Raw genomic sequence first — 16778 nt, 5'->3', positions numbered from 1 at the left:
ACTCGCCACCCATAAGAGCAAGCTCTTACTGTGCTGCCGTTCGACTTGCATGTGTTAGGCCTGCCGCCAGCGTTCACTCTGAGCCAGGATCAAACTCTTCACTTAAAATTACATGTCCGAAGACAAATTACTTTAGCTGCAGAAGTTCAACCACTGACAACTTATCGCTTGCAAAGCAATTAATATGTTGCTTTTTGATTAAACGTCTGCAAGATGGACAATCATCCTTCCTGCAGGCGTCCGCACAAATTACCTGCGCACACTGTCAAAGAACACTGGGAAGTGGCCTCAGCGCCGTTCCCGTCAGCTTCGTCGTTTCCGTCGAAGCGAGCCGCCTAGTATAGCGGACTTTTTCTTGCCGTCAACACCTTGTTTCCGAGGTGGTTGACGCTGCTTCGTTTCGACCCGAAGGTTTTCTGCGAAGCGAGCCGGCCATATTAGCAGGCTTTTCATCTTCGTCAACCCCTCGTGAAGAGGAAGTTGCCGCCGCTGCACCTCAATCCGCCGTAGCGTCTTTCCGTGTAGCTAGCCGCCCATCATAGCCGACTTTCCTACTTCGTCAACACCCAATTTCTGGAGATTTTCGAACCCTTTCGGCTCTGGCTCCGCGTTTGCGGGTCCGTTTCGTCGGGGGAGGCGAACTATATGCTCAAGACGCCTATTTGGGAAGAGGTTTGTGAAAAAATTTTCACGACCTTTGCTTTGCTTGCGGCGGTATCTCGTCATAGGTAACTGCAGCAAGCCGCTGATCGCACATATGAGGTGCTACGGGCTCTTATATATGTCGTCGCAAAGCCGGGGTTGCCGCCATGCAGCAACCCCTTCGCCAGCTCAGCCGCCGACCAGCGCCACACGGGCGAAATTACGCTTGCCTACCTGGATGACGCCTTCAAAGCCTGGGCCGAATTGACGCGTGAGGTCTTCGACCACTTCGCCGTCAATCTTGACCGCTCGCTCCTTGAGCTTGCGCGTCGCTTCGGAATTACTCGGCGTCAGGCCAGCAGCGGTGAGTAGACTGGCGATCCGTAGCCCCTCGGCAGGCACGACAACTTCTTGCAGCGGCAACAGGCTGGTGTCGCCCTGCCCTGTCACCACGGCATGCCAGCCGGCGATGGCTTGCTCGGCAGCAGCGGCATCGTGGAAGCGTGTGGTGAGTTCGCGAGCAAGGCGCAGCTTGACCTCGCGCGGATGCAGTTCACCGGAAGCGACCTGCTCCTTTAGACGTGCGGCCTCGGCAACGCTGATATCAAAGGAGAGCAGATCGATCCAGCGCCAGGTCAGCTCGTCGCCGATCTTCATGGTCTTGGTGACGATATCGATGGCCGGCTCGTTGATGCCGATGTAGTTGCCCAGCGACTTGGACATCTTGGCCACGCCGTCCAGGCCCTCCAGCAGCGGCATGGTCAGCACGACCTGCGGGGCCTGGCCATAGTGCTCCTGCAAACCGCGCCCCATGAGAAGGTTGAACTTCTGATCGGTGCCACCCAGCTCGACATCCGCCTTCAAGGCGACCGAGTCGTAGCCCTGCACCAGTGGATAGAGGAACTCGTGGATGGCGATCGGCTGCTGGCTGCTGAAGCGCTTGGCGAAGTCGTCGCGCTCGAGCATGCGCGCCACGGTGTGCTGGGCCGACAGCTTGATCATGTCGGCGGCGCTCATCTGGCCGAACCACTCGGAGTTGAAGCGCACCTCAGTGCGCTCGCGCTCCAGGATCTTGAAGACCTGCTCCTCATAGGTATGCGCGTTGGCCAGCACGTCTTCGCGGCTGAGCGGCTTGCGGGTGACGTTCTTGCCGCTGGGGTCGCCGATCATTCCGGTGAAGTCGCCGATCAGGAAGATCACCTGGTGCCCGAGCTGCTGGAACTGCCGCATCTTGTTGAGCAGCACGGTGTGGCCCAGATGCAGATCCGGCGCGGTGGGATCGAACCCGGCCTTTACTCGCAACGGGACGCCCGACTTCAGGCGTGCTTCGAGCTGATCGAGCTTGAGGATCTCTTCGGCGCCGCGGCCGATGAGTGCGAGGGATTCTTCGATAGTGGCCAACCACAGACTCCAGCGGCGCTTGCCGTCAAAAACGTGAACGATGTTAAACGCGGGTTAATTCCGCGCCAAATGAAAATGTTGAACAGGCTCAATGGTTTGACGCGCTGTTACAGGCTGTCTATGGTACCGGCGATTGGGCTCGCACTTCGAGCCAGCGAGGAATTTGAACGATGCAGAACTCAGAGCAGGGCCGTGCACGCAAGCGGCGCTTTCAAGAACGCCTCCACGTCCTCCACGACACTGCCCTGCATCGCAAGCTCAAGGCTCATCTTCCCGCCGCGTTCAACGATCAATGGACGCGCCGTCACTGGATCCACGCCAGCCTGTTTGCCACCATCGGTGCGCTGGTGGCCACGATCGTGCCGGGCTTCTCCAACGCCATCGATACGCCGCTGTCCAGCCATTCCACACTGGCGTTGCCGCTGCCGCCGTTGGTGCCGAGCCGCAAGCAGCTGGCGCCGAGCACCGATTGGGAAATTGTGCAGGTCAAATCGGGGCAGACGCTGAGCACCTTGTTCGGCGAGTTGGGAATACCGACCACGGTGATGTACCAGGTGCTGGCGCATCCGGGCACCAAGGAGGCGCTGACCAAGCTGCGCCCGGGCGCCGAAATCGCCTTCGATATGCCCACGCCGGGCGAGCTGCGCGCGTTGCGCTTCGACCGCGACGACAGCCACCGTGTGGAGCTGCGCCTGCTGGGCGACAGCGTGCGCGAGAACGTCACCGAGCGGGCAACGACCATGCGCACGGTGGTGGCAAGCGGGGAAATCAGCAGCTCGCTGTACGCCTCGGCCGGCAAGTCGGGCCTGTCGCCGGCGGCAGTGGCGATCATGACCGACGAGATCTTCAAGTACGACATCGACTTCGACAAGGATCTGCAGCCGGGCGACCGTTTCAGCGTGGTGATGGACGAGACCTGGCGCGAGGGCGAGCGGATCAACACCGGCGACATTCTGGCGGCGACCTTCACCACCGGCGGCAAGACCTACACCGGTTTCCGCTTCGAGCGTGCCGGCAAGCCGGCTGAGTATTTCGACATCACCGGCCGGCCTTTGAAGAAGAGCTTCATCCGGATGCCGGTGGCTTACAGCCGCATCAGCTCGACCTTCGGCGCACGCAGGCATCCGGTGCTGGGCACGATGCGCATGCATAAAGGTGTGGATTACGCGGCAGCGTCGGGGACGCCGATCATGGCGGCCGGCGATGCGCGGGTGGTGTTTGTCGGTACCCAGCGCGGCTACGGCAATGTGGTGATCCTGGACCACGGCAGGAATTTCAGCACGCTGTACGGGCACATGTCGCGCTTCGGCAAGGTCAAGGCGGGGCAGCGCATCAACCAGGGCACGGTGATCGGCTATGTCGGCATGACCGGTCTTGCGACCGGCCCGCATCTGCATTACGAATTCCGCGTGGCCGGGCAGCAGCGCAACCCGATGTCGGTGACCATGCCGCCACCGGAACCGTTGCAAGGCGCCGAGCTGGCCGCATTCCGTGCGCAGACGGCGCCGGCGCTGGCGCGTATCGAAGGCATGGAGAAGTTGATCTACGCCGACGCCGCCAAGCCTGCCAAGGGCAAGCCGCGCGGTTGAGTGGGTACGGGGCCGGTTGACGGCCCCTGCCCGGCTGCACAAGCTGGGGGATCGCTGCGCAACTGGCTCTGGCATGTCTGCTCTGGAACACCTGGAATCCCCGCTTTACCTGGGCCTGATGTCGGGCACCAGTGCCGACGGCATCGATGCCGCGCTGGTGCGCTTCGAAGACGACAGCCACCGCCGCTGCGAACTGGTTGCCGGCACGACGGTGGCCTGGGAGCCGCAGCTGCGCGAGACGCTGGTGATGCTGGGCCAGGGCGCCGAAGTGATCGCCATCGATGCGCTTGGGCAGCTGGATGCGCAGGTGGGGCTGGCGTTTGCGGCCGCCGCCAATCAATTGATCCGCGAGAGCGGTATTGCGCGTGGGCGCATTCGGGCGATCGGCTCGCATGGGCAGACCATTCGGCATCGACCCAAGGCCGATCCGGCCTTCACCTGGCAAATTGGCGATGCCAGCCGGATTGCCGAGCACACCGGCATTACCACGGCGGCCGATTTCCGCCGTCGCGATGTGGCCGCCGGTGGCCAGGGCGCGCCGCTGATGCCGGCGTTTCATCTGGCCATGCTGGGCGCGGGCGACGAAGACCGTGCAGTACTCAATCTGGGCGGCATTGGCAACCTGACACTGATCCCGCGCAATGGCGCGGTACTGGGCTTCGATACCGGCCCGGCTAACGCCCTGCTGGATAGCTGGTGCCAGCAGCATCACGGCACGCCGTTCGATGCCGATGGGGTATTTGCTGCCCGTGGGCAGGTCGATGCCGCGCTGCTGCAGGCGTTGTTGGCCGACCCGTGGTTTGCGCTTGCGCCGCCCAAGAGCACCGGGCGCGAGCAGTTTCATCTGGCCTGGGCGTTGCAGGCGATGCAGTCCCTAGGAAACGTGGCGCTGTCTGCGGCCGATGTGCAGGCGACGCTGCTCGAACTCACTGCGGCCAGTGTGGCCGATGCGTTGTTGCGGCTGCAGCCCGATACCCGCCGGGTGCTGGTGTGCGGTGGCGGGGTGCGCAATCCGGTGTTGATGGCGCGATTGGCGGCACGGTTGCCGGGCGTGGTGGTGGAATCCAGCGCGCGGCATGGGCTGGATCCGGATTATCTGGAGGCGATGGGGTTTGCGTGGTTGGCGGCGGAGCTGATCGCGGGGCGTGCGGCCAATCTACCGTCGGTAACCGGGGCGGCGGGGCCGCGATTGTTGGGGGCGATTTATCCGGCGTAAGCGGCCTGCATTGGCTCGATCCGGATGCCACCGGCCTCGCTTCTTGAAATGCCCTCCCTTGCATCTGGCGACTCTCACCAGCGCTCAACTAATCAGGTGTGGCGATGATATGTGCGGTCTAGCCGGCGAGTGTGCCCTTCTCGGCAATGTGCATGGCTTTTGACCGAGCCATCCGCAGTTGCACATCATCGTCGCGCCGGGTGGATTCACACGCGAGGCAGCGCTGGCTGACCGTAGTACAGCGCTAGGGATGATTTCCCGCCGGCAGCGCCTTGAGCGCGGCGATCGCTTCGGCCAGGGCATCGACTTCCGGGTGTTGCAGGCCGCCGGTGACTTCGTATTCGCTGGCGAACAGGCCTTGTTCGAGCAGATGCATCACGGCCTGGTGCTGGGTCCAGCCGCGTGCAACGGAGATACGACGGATCCTGTCTACCAGCAATGGATCGATATCCCGCAATACCAGATCGGTCATGCCTTGCCTCGCACACTGCGCTGCCCCGCGGACATCATCGGAAACCTTGGCGGACGTTTCAATCCGGCCGCCCATCGTGCGCCAGCAGGCGCGGCCACAGCCAGGCCAGTAGTGCCAGGGTGGGGATCACGGTCAGGGCGCTGAGAATGAAGAAGGTGCTGTACGAGGTTGCCTCGACCAGAAAACCGGAAACGCCACCGGCGAACTTGCCCGGCAGGTTTGCCAGCGAGACCAGCAAGGCGTACTGGGTGGCGGTGAAGTTGCGGTCGGTCAGCGAGGACATGAAAGCCACCAGCACGGTGGCGGCGAAGCCCTGAAACAGATTGTCTGCGCTGAGCGCGGCATAGAACGCCCACAGCTTGCCGGGGTTGTGCGCCATCAGCAGGAAGGCCAGGTTGGAAAGCGCCACGCCTAAGGCGGCGACCAGCAGCATGCGACGGAAACCGAACGCCGCCAACGCCGCACCGCCGGCGAAGGCGCCGACAATACCCATCCAGACGCCGAACAGTTTGGAGACGGTGGCAATGTCGGCCTTGGTGAAACCCGAGTCCAAATAGAACGGCCCGGCCATCACGCCGATGACTTGGTCGGGGAACTTGTACAAGCCCACGAACAGCAGCAGCACGATCCCAAGCGTCAGGCCATTGCTGGAAAAGAAGCTGGAAATCGGCTGCCAGAACGCACCGGCGACATCGACGCGGCGCACCACCGTGGCCTCGGGGCGGTCGGGCTCACGGCACAGCAAGGTGGTGACGATCGGCAGCAGCATCAGCGCCGCCATGCCTACGTACGCCCATGTCCAACCGAGATATTCGGCCATGTACAGCGCGCCCGCGCCGCCGAGGATCAGGCCGATGCGATAGCCCAGCGTGTAGGTTGCCGCGAGCGCAGCTTGCGCAGCATCCGGGGCGATTTCGATGCGGTAGGCATCCACGACCGAGTCCTGGGTGGCACCCCAGAACGAGGCGAACAAGACCCAGCCAATCAGGCCAGTCACGCTCAGGTCCGGGCGCGAGAATGCCAGCGCAAACAGGCCAATGGTGACGCCGATCTGCGCCACCAGCAGCCAGGAGCGACGGCGCCCCAGAAACGCGGTGAGCGGGAACGCATAGCGATCGATCAACGGCGCCCACAAGAATTTGAGCAGATAGAAGAAGCTGGCCAGACTGATCAGGCCGATGCTGCCCAGGTCCAGGCCAACATCGCGCAGTCGGGTCGACAGGGTCTGCGAAGCGATCAACAAAAACGGCAAGCCGCTGCCGAAACCGAGCAGCGCCATGGTCGCCGCCGATGGCGTGGCGAAGGCGTGCCGGATGCCACGCCAGCCTTTGTAATTGGATGCAGACTTGGTCATGGGTGCAGGCCCGGAGCGGTGCCGGCGAGACGCCGGCCTTGCCTTTCGGAAGCCAATGTTGGTTTCTGGCTCACTCCGCGTAATCCACGATGTAAGGGGCGTGGTCGGAGAAGCGCTGTTCGCGGTAGATCGCGCAGCGTTGCAGCTTGTCGCGCATCCAGGGGGTGACCAGCTGGTAGTCGATGCGCCACCCGACGTTGTTGGCCCGCGCGGCGCCGCGGTTGCTCCACCAGGTGTAGTCCTCGCCCTGCGGGTGCAGCACGCGGTACGTGTCGACCCAGCCGCGGCCGTTGGCGGCGTTGGCGTCTTCCGGCGCGTCGGCGCACAGGCCATTGAGCCAGTCGCGCTCGGGCGGCAGGCAGCCGGAGTTCTTCTGGTTGGACTTCCAGTTCTTGATATCCAAAGCGGTGCGCACAATGTTCCAGTCGCCGCACAGCACGTACTGCCTGCCGCTGGCCAGCCACTCGTCCAGGATCGGTCGCAGCCATTCCATCACCTGGAACTTGTAGCCCTGGCGCAACTCGCCCGACGAACCCGACGGGATATAGAAGGACACCACGCTGAGGTTGCCGAAGCGCGCTTCGATATAGCGGCCCTCTTCGTCGAACTCGGGCCAGCCCAGCGCGGTGCGCACCTCATCGGGCTCGTGCCTGCTGTAGATCGCCACGCCGCTGTAGCCCTTCTTGGTGCTGGCATCGCGAAACCAGGCCTTGTAGCCGGTGGGCAGGAATTTCGGCCCGGCCAGCTGATGCTCCTGGGCCTTGGTCTCCTGCACGCACAGCACGTCGGCGTCCTGGGTGGCGAACCACTCGAAGAAGCCCTTGGTCGTGGCCGAGCGCAGGCCGTTGGCGTTGAAACTGATGATGCGCATAAGGGCCGGGAATGGGGAGTTGGAAATGGAGAATCGTAAAGCCTACCCCAGCGCAGCCGCGAAGGCTGCCGAGGCGCGATGCGTTTACCATTCCCGATTCTCCATTCCCCATTCCCGTCAATGACCGACCACCGCACCCGTTTCCTGCAGCTGGCCCTGGGCGCCGATGCCCTACGCTTTGGCGAGTTCACGCTCAAGTCCGGGCGGCTCAGCCCGTATTTCTTCAATGCCGGGCGCTTCGATTCGGGCGCCAAGACTGCGCAGCTGGCGCAGTGCTATGCCGATGCGATCGATGCGGCGGGGGTGGAATTCGATCTGTTGTTCGGCCCGGCCTACAAGGGCATCCCGTTGGCGACCGCGCTCGCCTGCGCCTATGCCGGGCGCGGGCGCGATCTGCCGATGGCGTTCAACCGCAAGGAAGCCAAGGCGCATGGCGAGGGCGGCAGCCTGATCGGTGCGCCGCTTGAGGGGCGCAAGGTTTTGATCGTCGATGACGTGATCACCGCCGGCACCGCGATCCGCGAGGCGCTGGGCATCATCCGCGGCGCGGGCGGCATTCCGTCCGGGATCGTGGTGGCGCTGGACCGGCAGGAGATCGCCTCAGAACAGGATCGCCGCTCGGCCGCACAGGCGGTGGCAGCCGAGGCCGGCATCCCGGTGATTGCGGTGGCCAACCTGGGCGACTTGCTTGCTTTTGCGGCAGGAAACGCCGACCTTGTGGGCTTCCGGGAACCGCTGCTGGCCTATCGTGGCCGCTACGGCACCGACACCACAGGCTGACGGCAGGCGACAGGGGGCTGCGATGATGCCGATACACATCCGTTTGGCGTTACTCGCCGCTGCGGCGGCAGCTGTCGTTGCGACAACGATCGCCGCCGCGCCCGCCAGTGCGCAGGACAAACCGGCCGCGAAAAAGCTGTATTGCTGGAACCAGAACGGCGCCCGCGTGTGCAGCGACACGCTGCCGCCGGAGGCGGTGAACCAGGCGCGCGACGAATTCAACGTCAAGAGCGGCATGCGCAGCGCCGAGGTGCAGCGCGCGATGAGCAGCGACGAGCGTGCCGCCGCCGCGGCCAGCGAGCAGCAACGCCAGGCCGATCTGGCCGCCGAGCAGATGCGCCAGCGTACCGATCAGGCGATGTTGATGTCTTACCAAAACGAGGACGATCTGCGCCGGGTGTTCAACGAGCGCATCGCCATCGTGGACAACAACATCCACACCGCGCGCTTCAATGTGACCAGCCTGCGCGAGGGGCTGGCCAGCATGCTGCGCACTGCCGGTGATCGCGAACTGGCCGGTCAAGCCGTTGCCGACAAGCTGGCCGGCGATATCCAGCAGCGCCATCGCGAACTGATGGCGCAATTGCGGTTACAGACCAGTTTCGAGCAGCAACGGGTGGCACTGGACGGCGAAATCGCCGACATCCTGCTGCGCTACCGGGCCATGAAGGAGCAGCCGGCCGGCACTTCGCCGACCGGCTGACTGGCGCAGCCGTCATTCCCGCCGGTGCGGCGCGCTGCTGCGGGCGGCATTTCCCGATCCGACGCCCTGCCCGCATAATGGCCGGTCTTACTCCTTGCCCACGAGGCTCTCCCGCATGGCCCGGATCATCGCCATTGCCAACCAGAAAGGCGGCGTCGGCAAGACCACGACGGCAGTCAATCTGGCGGCCGGCCTGGCGCGCGCGCCCAAGCGTGTGTTGCTGGTGGATCTGGACTCGCAGGGCAACGCCACCATGGGCAGCGGCATCGACAAGCGCGATGTGGCCGCCTCCACCTGCGATCTGCTGCTGGGCGAAAACACCGCTGCCGAGATCCGGGTGACCGCGCCGGAAGGCTTCGATTTGCTGCCCGGCAACATCGACCTGACCGCCGCCGAGATCCAGCTGATGGATCAGAGCGAGCGCGAACAGCGGCTCAAGCGCGCCCTGGCGCCGATCCGCGACGAGTACGACTTCATCCTGATCGACTGCCCGCCGGCGTTGTCACTGCTCACGCTCAATGCGTTGACCGCCGCCGACTCGATCATCGTGCCGATGCAATGCGAGTACTACGCGCTGGAAGGACTCACTGCCTTGCTGGAAACCATCGAGGCGCTGCGCGCCAACCTCAATCCGGCGCTGGAAATCGAAGGCGTGCTGCGCACGATGTTCGACATCCGCAACAACCTGGCCAATGCGGTGTCGGCCGAGTTGACCCAGCATTTCGGCGACAAGGTGTTCCGCACCATCGTGCCGCGCAACGTGCGCCTGGCCGAGGCGCCCAGCCATGGCCAGAGCATCCTCGGTTACGACCGCACCTCGCGCGGTGGCGTGGCGTACCTGGGGCTGGCCGACGAGATCGTGCGCCGCCAGAACGATCGCAACAAGGCCTACCGGCCCGTGGAGACCGTTTGATGAGCAAGCCGATCCCCGCAAAGAAGCGTGGTCTGGGCCGCGGCCTGGAAGCGCTGTTGGGACCGAAGGGCGCGGCAGCCGCAGCGGCGCCGAGCGCAGCCAGCGAAGACGCCTTGCAGCCGGGCGACAGCTTGCGCCAGTTGCTGGTCACCCAGTTGCAGCCGGGCAAGTACCAGCCGCGTAAGGAGATGGACGAGGTCAAGCTGGCCGAGCTGGCCGAATCGATCAAGGCCCAGGGCGTGATCCAGCCGATCGTGGCGCGCGAGCTGGCGCCGGGGCAGTTCGAGATCGTGGCCGGCGAACGCCGCTGGCGCGCCTCGCAACTGGCCGGGCTGACCGAGGTGCCGGTGGTGGTGCGCGAGCTGGACGACCGCACCGTCATCGCGATGGCGCTGATCGAGAACATCCAGCGCGAAGACCTCAACCCGCTGGAAGAAGCGCAGGCGCTGCAGCGGCTGATCGACGAATTTTCGCTGACCCACGCCGAGGCCGCCGGCGCGGTGGGCCGCTCGCGTGCGTCGGTGTCCAACCTGCTGCGGCTACTGGAATTGCCGGTGGCGATCCGGGTGCTGCTGGAAACCCGCCGTCTGGAAATGGGCCATGCGCGTGCGCTGCTCACCCTGGCGCCGGAACTGGCCAGCAAGCTGGCGCAGGAAGCGGCCGACCAGGGGTGGTCGGTGCGTGAGGTGGAACACCGTGCGCAGCAGTTCGCCGCCGGCAAGGTGCCCGGATCGTTGCGCAAGGGCAAGCCGGCCGCCGCCGCACCGCAGGCAGACATCGCCTCGCTGGAAACCGAGCTGTCCGAGTCGCTGGGCACCAAGGTGGTGTTCAACCACGGCCGCGGCGGCAAGGGCAAGCTGGTGATTCATTACACCGACCTGGACACGCTGGATGGCGTGCTGGAACGTTTACGCGCCCAGCGCAGCTGAGTTCCTGCGCCCGCGCAAGAGGATCATTCCGGCTATGCATCCCGCCAAGGTCGATCGCAATCATCTGCTGTGTCTGACCGACCTGCCGAACGTCGGGCCGGCCTGCGAAAAGGATCTGCGTCTGATCGGCATCCGTGTGCCCGCGCAGCTGCGCGGCCGCGATGCCTACGACATGTACGCGCAGCTATGCCTGCGCACCGGCGTACTGCACGATCCGTGCGTGATCGATGTGTTCCTGTCGATCGTGCGTTTCATGGAAGGCGAGGCGCCGGGCCCGTGGTGGTCGTTCAGCGCCGAACGCAAAGCCAAACTGGCCAGCGAAGCACCGCTCAGCATGGGGTGAGTGCGATGGGTGAGCGAACGTCGCCAGGAAAGCGCTTCGGAGTGGTCTAGCGTCGCCTTTCGCCTCCCTTTTGCCACTAAAAATCTCCAGGACAACTTCCATGACCATTCTCGTGACCGGCGCTGCCGGCTTCATCGGTGCCTACACCTGCCGCGCGCTGGCTGCGCGTGGTGAGACGGTGGTGGGCCTGGACAACTACAACAGCTACTACGACCCGCAGCTCAAGCGCGACCGGGTGGCAGCGCTGTGCCCGGACATCGACATCCGCATGCTGGATCTGACCGACCGTGATGGCCTGGCCGCGTTGTTCGATGAGATTCAGCCCACCCGCGTGGTGCATCTGGCCGCGCAGGCCGGGGTGCGTTACTCGCTGGAAAATCCATCCGCTTACGTCGACAGCAACCTGGTCGGTTTCGTCAACATGCTGGAGCTGTGCCGGCATCGGGGCGTGCAGCATCTGGTGTATGCCTCGAGCAGCTCGGTGTATGGCGACTCGGCGACCCCGCCGTTCTCCGAAGACCAGCGCGTGGACCAGCCACGCTCGCTGTATGCGGCGACCAAGGCCGCCAATGAGCTGATGGGCTACACCTACGCGCAGTTGTACGGCCTGCGCGCGACGGGGCTGCGTTTTTTCACCGTGTATGGGCCGTGGGGCCGGCCGGACATGGCGCCGCTGATCTTCAGCCGCGCGGTGCTGGCCGGGCGGCCGATCGAGGTGTTCAACCACGGCAAGATGCAGCGCGATTTCACCTTCGTCGACGACATCGTGGCCGGCGTGCTGGGCGCGCTGGACACGCCCAGCGGCGAGCCGGTGCCGCACCGGGTGTTCAACCTGGGCAACCACACTCCGGTGGAGCTGGAATACTTTATCGACGTGATCGCGCAGGCGGCCGGCCGCCCGGCCGAGAAGGTCTACCGGCCGATGCAGCCGGGCGACATGGTCCGCACCATGGCCGATACGCAGCGCGCGCAGGCCGCGTTCGGCTTTGAGCCGGCCACCCCGGTGGAGCGCGGCTTGCCGCAGGTGGTGGACTGGTGCCGCCGCTATTTCGGCGATCGCGCTTAGCATCCAACACGCTACAGGCCGCTTTCCATTCGCTCCACTGCGCACAACGCACGTTCGCTTCATGCCTGACTCAGACAGTCAGGGCACAATGCGCGATCTTTTTCGCTCAGCCTTCATCTGGCCACCACGAATCCATGAGCCAACCTCAGCTTTCCGTTGTCGTCCCGGTGTTCAATGAGCGCGATAACGTCGCCGCGCTGGTTGGCGAAATCGTCGCTGCGTTGCGCGGGCTGGTGGCGTTCGAAATCGTCTATGTCGACGACCACTCGCGCGACGATACGCTGGCGGTGCTGCAAGGCCTGAAGACCACCACGCCGGAACTGCGCGTGCTGCATCACGTCACCCAGAGCGGCCAGAGCACGGCAGTGCGCAACGGCGTCAAGGCGGCGCGCGCAAGCTGGATCGCCACGCTCGATGGCGATGGCCAGAACGACCCGGCCGACATTCCCAAACTGCTGACCGCGCGTGCCAGCGCCGAGACGCAGGTGAAGCTGTTCGCCGGCTGGCGGGTCAATCGCCAGGATTCGGGGTCCAAGCGCTGGGCCAGCAAGTGGGCCAATGCGATCCGCTCGCGCATGCTGCACGACAACACCCCCGACACCGGCTGCGGCATCAAGCTGTTCGAGCGCGAGGCGTTTCTGGACCTGCCCTACTTCGACCATATGCACCGCTATCTGCCGGCGCTGATGCAGCGCGCCGGCTGGCGCACGGTGAGCGTGCCGGTGCACCACCGCCATCGCACTGCCGGCGTGTCCAAGTACAACAACCTCAATCGCGCCCTGGTCGGCATCCGCGACCTGCGTGGCGTGGCCTGGTTGATCACCCGCAGCAAGCGCACCGTGGTGCAGGAGCGCTGATGGAACTGCATTGGCTGGATCAACCGCTGACCTGGCTGTTCTGGACCGGGCTGCATGTCACCGGTTGGAAGCTGATCGGCTATGTGGGCGCGCTGATGTTCGGCGGCCGCTGGCTGGTGCAGTTCGTCGCCTCAAAACGCGCCGGCAAGCCGGTGATTCCGCGCATGTTCTGGTACATGAGCGTGGTCGGCAGCCTGATGACGCTGAGCTATTTCGTGTTCTCGGCCAAGCAGGATTCGGTGGGCGTGCTGCAGAACCTGTTTCCGGCGTTTACCGCGTTTTACAGCCTGTATCTAGATGTGAAGCATCGCGGCTGGAAGCGGGATCGGGCGGTGCATTGAGCGGGGATTGGGGAGTCGGGATTGGGGAGCCGCAAGTGCGGCATTGGTGTTCCAGTCTTCAGGCGTTTGAGGTGATGCTGGCTGCGCAACTGAGCTGATGGAGCACGCTGCATCGGCTCTACTTTGCAGTGGATAACGCCAGGCGCGCGATATCCGAGAGTCAATGCGTTTGTTCGTACACCGCGCTGCGATGGTTACCGACCTGAGATCACGCGCATCGCCGATGCCGCTTCGCTAACGCCATCGACATGCTGGGGTCATGTCCAGCGCCTTGCTTCATCGCCCCGTCTCTATGCCAGCGCCCACTGCGGTGTACTGGCATCTGCGTTTGCAGACGCATCAACACGTACCGCTGTTTGCGGACTGGCGCTGCGCGCGGGCGGCGGCAGCGAGCCTTGCGATGGCCGGTCACTGGCATGGTGCGCGCCTGCTGTGCTGGGTGCTGCTGCCGGACAGTTGGTGCGCCTTGCTGCAGGCACCGGGCAAGGGTGCACTGCTGCAGATGGCTGTTGTCGCGCGACAGGCGGCTGGCGAGGCGGTCAATCGCGCGCGTGGCCGTGGCGGAACGGTGTGGCAGCCGCAAATGCAGGCGTCGGCGCTTCCACTGCAGGCCGATCACCGCCAGTTCGCGCGCTCGCTGGTCGCGTTGCCGTTGCGTGCGGGACTGGCCGAGCAGATCGGTGGGTATCCGTATTGGGACGCGATCTGGTTGTTGCACGACAACGCCGGGAACGACGCTGCCATTCTGGCGCCGGATGATCGCTTACGCATGGCAGGTTTAGGAGGCGCGTGATCGTGATCGCTTGGGTCTGCAGGGCTCGAGCACGACGTACAAGTGATCCTCTACACCTGTCAGCGTCGAGCGCAACGGGATCGGCAACTGCTGCTCACGACCTGCTCTGCCGCCATGCCGGCAGAGCGGTCGCCCGTCACTCACCCGTCGATCAAAACGCCAACGGATGCTCTGGCAGCAAGGCCTGCAGTTCGCTGCGGAACAACGCGCGGATCCGGTTCAATGCAGCCTCGGTGTCGGCTTCGAACCGCAGCACCAGAATCGGCGTGGTATTGGAGGCACGCACCAGGCCCCAGCCGTCGGTAAAGTCCGCCCGCAATCCGTCGATCGTGGAGAGCCGCGCCGATTCGAACGGCGACTCTTCGCTGGCCTGCGCGCGTTCGACAAAGCGCGCCACCAGCGCATGCGCATCGCCGTCGACCGGCACCTTGATCTCCGGCGTGGACATGCTTTCGGGCAACGCGTTCAGCACTTCGGACGGGGTTTCCTCGCGCTGGGCCAGGATTTCCAGCAGGCGCGCGGCGGCATAGATGCCGTCGTCGAAACCGTACCAGCGCTCCTTGAAAAAGAAGTGCCCGCTCATCTCGCCGGCCAGTTCGGCGTCGGTCTCGCGCATCTTGGACTTGATCAGCGAATGCCCGGTCTTCCACATCAACGGGCTGCCGCCATTGCGCAACACGTAGTCGGACAGCTTGCCGGTGCATTTGACGTCGTAGATCACCAGCGCGCCGGGGTTGCGCTGCAGCACGTCGGCGGCGAACAGCATCAGCAGGCGGTCGGGAAACACGATGGCGCCTTCCTTGGTGACCACGCCCAGACGGTCGGCATCGCCATCGAAGGCCACGCCGATATCCGCATCGAAGCGCTGCACCATGTTCACCAGATCGTCGAGATTGTGCGGCTCGCTCGGGTCGGGGTGATGATTGGGAAAGGTGCCATCGACATCGCAGTACAGCGGAATGACTTCGGCGCCAATCGCCTCCAGCAGGCGCGGTGCGATCTCGCCGGCCACGCCGTTGCCGGCATCCACCACCACCTTGATCGGCCGGTCCAGCTGCACGTCGTCGGCGATGCGCTGGATATAGGCATCGCTGATGTCGCGCTGTTCCAGGTCGCCAGGCGCCGCTGCGGTGTGCAGGCGGCCTTGGTTGATGCGCTGGTGCAGGTCGGTGATCGCCGCGCCCGACAGGGTCTCGCCGCCGATCACGATCTTGAAGCCGTTGTAGTCGGGCGGATTGTGGCTGCCGGTCACCGCCACGCAGCTGCCGGCGCGCAGCTCGTAGGCGCCGAAATACACCACTGGCGTCGGCGCCAGGCCGATGTCGATCACGCTGCAGCCGGCACGCCGCAGGCCTTCGATCAGGCCGTTGGCAAGCTCGGGGCCCGACAGGCGCCCGTCACGGCCGACCACCACCTCGCGCAGGCCTTGCGCCTGCATCACGCTGCCGATGGCCTGGCCGATCAGCGCGGCAACGCCAGGATTCAAGTCCTTGCCGACCACGCCGCGGATGTCATAGGCACGGAACATCTCGGTGGCGATCTGCACCGCCGGCACCAGGGCGGGCGGCGCGGATGCGGCCGCGTCCTGGTCCAGCGCGCGTGCCTGGCTGGCAACGCTGGCATCGTGCTGCAGGCTTTGACCGAAGGTAGGTTCGTCGGCCGTCGATTCGCTTGCCACGCGTCGGCGCGGCAAGGCGACACGGCCCCGGCTGGCAAGTACCAGCAGCACGGCGATGACGAGCAACAACGACGCCACGATCGCGCAGCCAACTGCGCCAAGACCCAACGGGCCGCTGTCGCTCTGCCGCACGGCAGCGGCAACGCGCAGACCGCTGTCGCCCAGCGGCCTGGCCAGCGTTTCGGCGGCGTCGGCCAGCCCGGCATCGCCCTGCTCGGCGACGTTGTAGCTGCCCTGACGCAATGCCAGATAGGCGCTGCCGGGCACTGCGATCGCATCCAGCGGGCCGGTCAACCGCAACAGCGGCAGGCGCGCATACGCCACGGCCGGCTGCGTGCCTAAAGTCACCGCTGCCGCCACGCCGAGGCGGACCTGCTTGGCGTCGCGCACCACATGCACCTGCGCACGTTTGCCGACCAGCGCCGACTCGAGCAGGCTCAGCCGCGCATAGCCGAAGTCCTTGGGATTTTCATAGGCAGCGGTGAGATCGCCAGACAGCACCTGCACGTCTTCGGCGCCCTTGAAGCGCTCGCGGATGGCCGAAGCGGCGGCGAGCGCATCGCCATTGGCCAACGCGGCGATGACCTGCGGCTGCTTGAGCACGGCGTCGAGCTGGCTGGCCTGCTTGGCCATGGCCTGGCTGACGTCCTGCACGGCGCGGTCGCGCGCCTGCTCGAGGTCCTGCGTCATCGCATCTTCGCGCCATTGCGCGTAGCCGCTCCAGCCGAACCAGGCTGCCAGCAGCAACAACACGCCCCCCAACACCGGACCACTCGTGCGCATGCCGGACGCGGCCTGGCTGCGCTCGCTCGCTTTGCTCATATGACGCC

At 64.8% G+C, this 16778-nt stretch carries 16 protein-coding genes and 1 rRNA gene; 11 read left to right on the top strand and 6 right to left on the bottom strand.

Going from position 1 to position 16778, the window contains the following annotated elements; translation table 11 throughout:
• Nucleotides 1-105: ribosomal RNA gene (locus FFY45_RS06175) — 16S ribosomal RNA — on the bottom strand; the annotation flags it as partial.
• Nucleotides 106-831: 726 nt separating this feature from the next.
• A complete protein-coding gene (tyrS, locus tag FFY45_RS06170; RefSeq protein WP_176339769.1) occupies nt 832-2043 on the bottom strand; it encodes a tyrosine--tRNA ligase in 1212 nt (403 codons plus the stop codon).
• Nucleotides 2044-2213: 170 nt separating this feature from the next.
• On the opposite strand from tyrS, the gene FFY45_RS06165 reads away from it, so the two are divergent.
• Nucleotides 2214-3632: a M23 family metallopeptidase gene (locus FFY45_RS06165; protein ID WP_176339768.1), complete on the top strand. Its 1419-nt coding sequence runs from the start codon at nt 2214-2216 to the stop codon at nt 3630-3632.
• 73 nt (nt 3633-3705) lie between these two features.
• Nucleotides 3706-4848 (top strand): anhydro-N-acetylmuramic acid kinase, encoded by a 1143-nt coding sequence (locus FFY45_RS06160; RefSeq protein WP_176339767.1) that lies wholly within the window; start codon nt 3706-3708, stop codon nt 4846-4848.
• 244 nt (nt 4849-5092) lie between these two features.
• On the opposite strand, the gene FFY45_RS06155 is transcribed toward FFY45_RS06160, so the two are convergent.
• The 3 genes from FFY45_RS06155 to FFY45_RS06145 form a co-directional block, all read right to left on the bottom strand.
• Complete coding sequence (locus FFY45_RS06155; RefSeq protein ID WP_023905456.1) at nt 5093-5320, bottom strand: hypothetical protein; 228 nt, start codon at nt 5318-5320, stop codon at nt 5093-5095.
• Nucleotides 5321-5378: 58 nt separating this feature from the next.
• Complete coding sequence (locus tag FFY45_RS06150; RefSeq protein ID WP_176339766.1) at nt 5379-6674, bottom strand: AmpG family muropeptide MFS transporter; 1296 nt, start codon at nt 6672-6674, stop codon at nt 5379-5381.
• A 70-nt stretch (nt 6675-6744) separates the two neighbouring features.
• Complete coding sequence (locus tag FFY45_RS06145) at nt 6745-7545, bottom strand: exodeoxyribonuclease III (RefSeq protein ID WP_176339765.1); 801 nt, start codon at nt 7543-7545, stop codon at nt 6745-6747.
• 120 nt (nt 7546-7665) lie between these two features.
• Here FFY45_RS06145 and pyrE point away from each other — a divergent pair, with 120 nt between their 5' ends.
• The 9 genes from pyrE (at nt 7666) to FFY45_RS06100 (ending at nt 14270) form a co-directional block, all read left to right on the top strand.
• Entirely contained in the window at nt 7666-8325 is a 660-nt protein-coding gene (gene pyrE / locus FFY45_RS06140; protein ID WP_115039514.1) for an orotate phosphoribosyltransferase, read from the top strand.
• Nucleotides 8326-8347: 22 nt separating this feature from the next.
• Complete coding sequence (locus FFY45_RS06135; RefSeq protein WP_176339764.1) at nt 8348-9028, top strand: hypothetical protein; 681 nt, start codon at nt 8348-8350, stop codon at nt 9026-9028.
• 115 nt (nt 9029-9143) lie between these two features.
• On the top strand, nt 9144-9941 hold the full coding sequence (locus FFY45_RS06130) for a ParA family protein (protein WP_176339763.1): 798 nt from the start codon (nt 9144-9146) through the stop codon (nt 9939-9941).
• Nucleotides 9941-10870 carry a ParB/RepB/Spo0J family partition protein gene (locus tag FFY45_RS06125; protein ID WP_176339762.1) on the top strand — a complete coding sequence of 310 codons (930 nt, stop codon included), beginning with the start codon at nt 9941-9943 and terminating at the stop codon, nt 10868-10870. Before FFY45_RS06130 ends, FFY45_RS06125 begins: the two co-directional genes overlap by 1 nt.
• A 34-nt stretch (nt 10871-10904) precedes the next feature.
• Entirely contained in the window at nt 10905-11213 is a 309-nt protein-coding gene (locus tag FFY45_RS06120; RefSeq protein ID WP_043907425.1) for a helix-hairpin-helix domain-containing protein, read from the top strand.
• Nucleotides 11214-11313: 100 nt separating this feature from the next.
• Nucleotides 11314-12279, top strand: coding sequence for an SDR family NAD(P)-dependent oxidoreductase (locus tag FFY45_RS06115; protein WP_176339761.1), 966 nt, complete (start codon nt 11314-11316; stop codon nt 12277-12279).
• A 134-nt stretch (nt 12280-12413) separates the two neighbouring features.
• Nucleotides 12414-13136, top strand: a complete 723-nt coding sequence (locus tag FFY45_RS06110; protein WP_006448977.1) for a glycosyltransferase family 2 protein — start codon at nt 12414-12416, stop codon at nt 13134-13136.
• The gene (locus FFY45_RS06105) at nt 13136-13477 is read left to right on the top strand and encodes a lipid-A-disaccharide synthase N-terminal domain-containing protein (RefSeq protein ID WP_074056508.1); all 342 of its coding nucleotides are present in this window, start codon (nt 13136-13138) and stop codon (nt 13475-13477) included. The genes FFY45_RS06110 and FFY45_RS06105 overlap by 1 nt, the downstream gene beginning before the upstream one ends.
• 259 nt (nt 13478-13736) lie before the next feature.
• Nucleotides 13737-14270 carry a hypothetical protein gene (locus FFY45_RS06100; protein WP_176339760.1) on the top strand — a complete coding sequence of 178 codons (534 nt, stop codon included), beginning with the start codon at nt 13737-13739 and terminating at the stop codon, nt 14268-14270.
• 151 nt (nt 14271-14421) lie between these two features.
• Here FFY45_RS06100 and FFY45_RS06095 read toward each other — a convergent pair whose 3' ends face one another.
• Nucleotides 14422-16770 (bottom strand): phosphomannomutase/phosphoglucomutase, encoded by a 2349-nt coding sequence (locus tag FFY45_RS06095; RefSeq protein WP_176339759.1) that lies wholly within the window; start codon nt 16768-16770, stop codon nt 14422-14424.
• Nucleotides 16771-16778: the final 8 nt, after the last annotated feature.

It is taken from the genome of Xanthomonas hortorum, assembly GCF_011305375.1.
Classification (GTDB): domain Bacteria; phylum Pseudomonadota; class Gammaproteobacteria; order Xanthomonadales; family Xanthomonadaceae; genus Xanthomonas; species Xanthomonas hortorum_E.
The sequence above is the reverse complement of the archived record's forward strand: the minus strand, read 5'-3'. Positions and strand labels throughout refer to the sequence as shown.

What these genes read in the sequence shown, in the direction of transcription:
- FFY45_RS06110 (WP_006448977.1), top strand. Translation starts at nt 12,414, where the DNA reads ATGAGCCAACCTCAGCTTTCCGTTGTCGTCCCGGTGTTCAATGAGCGC.
- pyrE (WP_115039514.1), top strand. Translation starts at nt 7,666, where the DNA reads ATGACCGACCACCGCACCCGTTTCCTGCAGCTGGCCCTGGGCGCCGAT.
- FFY45_RS06095 (WP_176339759.1), bottom strand. Translation starts at nt 16,770, where the DNA reads ATGAGCAAAGCGAGCGAGCGCAGCCAGGCCGCGTCCGGCATGCGCACG.
- FFY45_RS06145 (WP_176339765.1), bottom strand. Translation starts at nt 7,545, where the DNA reads ATGCGCATCATCAGTTTCAACGCCAACGGCCTGCGCTCGGCCACGACC.
- FFY45_RS06150 (WP_176339766.1), bottom strand. Translation starts at nt 6,674, where the DNA reads ATGACCAAGTCTGCATCCAATTACAAAGGCTGGCGTGGCATCCGGCAC.
- FFY45_RS06105 (WP_074056508.1), top strand. Translation starts at nt 13,136, where the DNA reads ATGGAACTGCATTGGCTGGATCAACCGCTGACCTGGCTGTTCTGGACC.
- FFY45_RS06120 (WP_043907425.1), top strand. Translation starts at nt 10,905, where the DNA reads ATGCATCCCGCCAAGGTCGATCGCAATCATCTGCTGTGTCTGACCGAC.
- FFY45_RS06165 (WP_176339768.1), top strand. Translation starts at nt 2,214, where the DNA reads ATGCAGAACTCAGAGCAGGGCCGTGCACGCAAGCGGCGCTTTCAAGAA.
- FFY45_RS06130 (WP_176339763.1), top strand. Translation starts at nt 9,144, where the DNA reads ATGGCCCGGATCATCGCCATTGCCAACCAGAAAGGCGGCGTCGGCAAG.
- FFY45_RS06155 (WP_023905456.1), bottom strand. Translation starts at nt 5,320, where the DNA reads ATGACCGATCTGGTATTGCGGGATATCGATCCATTGCTGGTAGACAGG.
- FFY45_RS06135 (WP_176339764.1), top strand. Translation starts at nt 8,348, where the DNA reads ATGATGCCGATACACATCCGTTTGGCGTTACTCGCCGCTGCGGCGGCA.
- FFY45_RS06100 (WP_176339760.1), top strand. Translation starts at nt 13,737, where the DNA reads ATGTCCAGCGCCTTGCTTCATCGCCCCGTCTCTATGCCAGCGCCCACT.
- FFY45_RS06160 (WP_176339767.1), top strand. Translation starts at nt 3,706, where the DNA reads ATGTCTGCTCTGGAACACCTGGAATCCCCGCTTTACCTGGGCCTGATG.
- FFY45_RS06115 (WP_176339761.1), top strand. Translation starts at nt 11,314, where the DNA reads ATGACCATTCTCGTGACCGGCGCTGCCGGCTTCATCGGTGCCTACACC.
- FFY45_RS06125 (WP_176339762.1), top strand. Translation starts at nt 9,941, where the DNA reads ATGAGCAAGCCGATCCCCGCAAAGAAGCGTGGTCTGGGCCGCGGCCTG.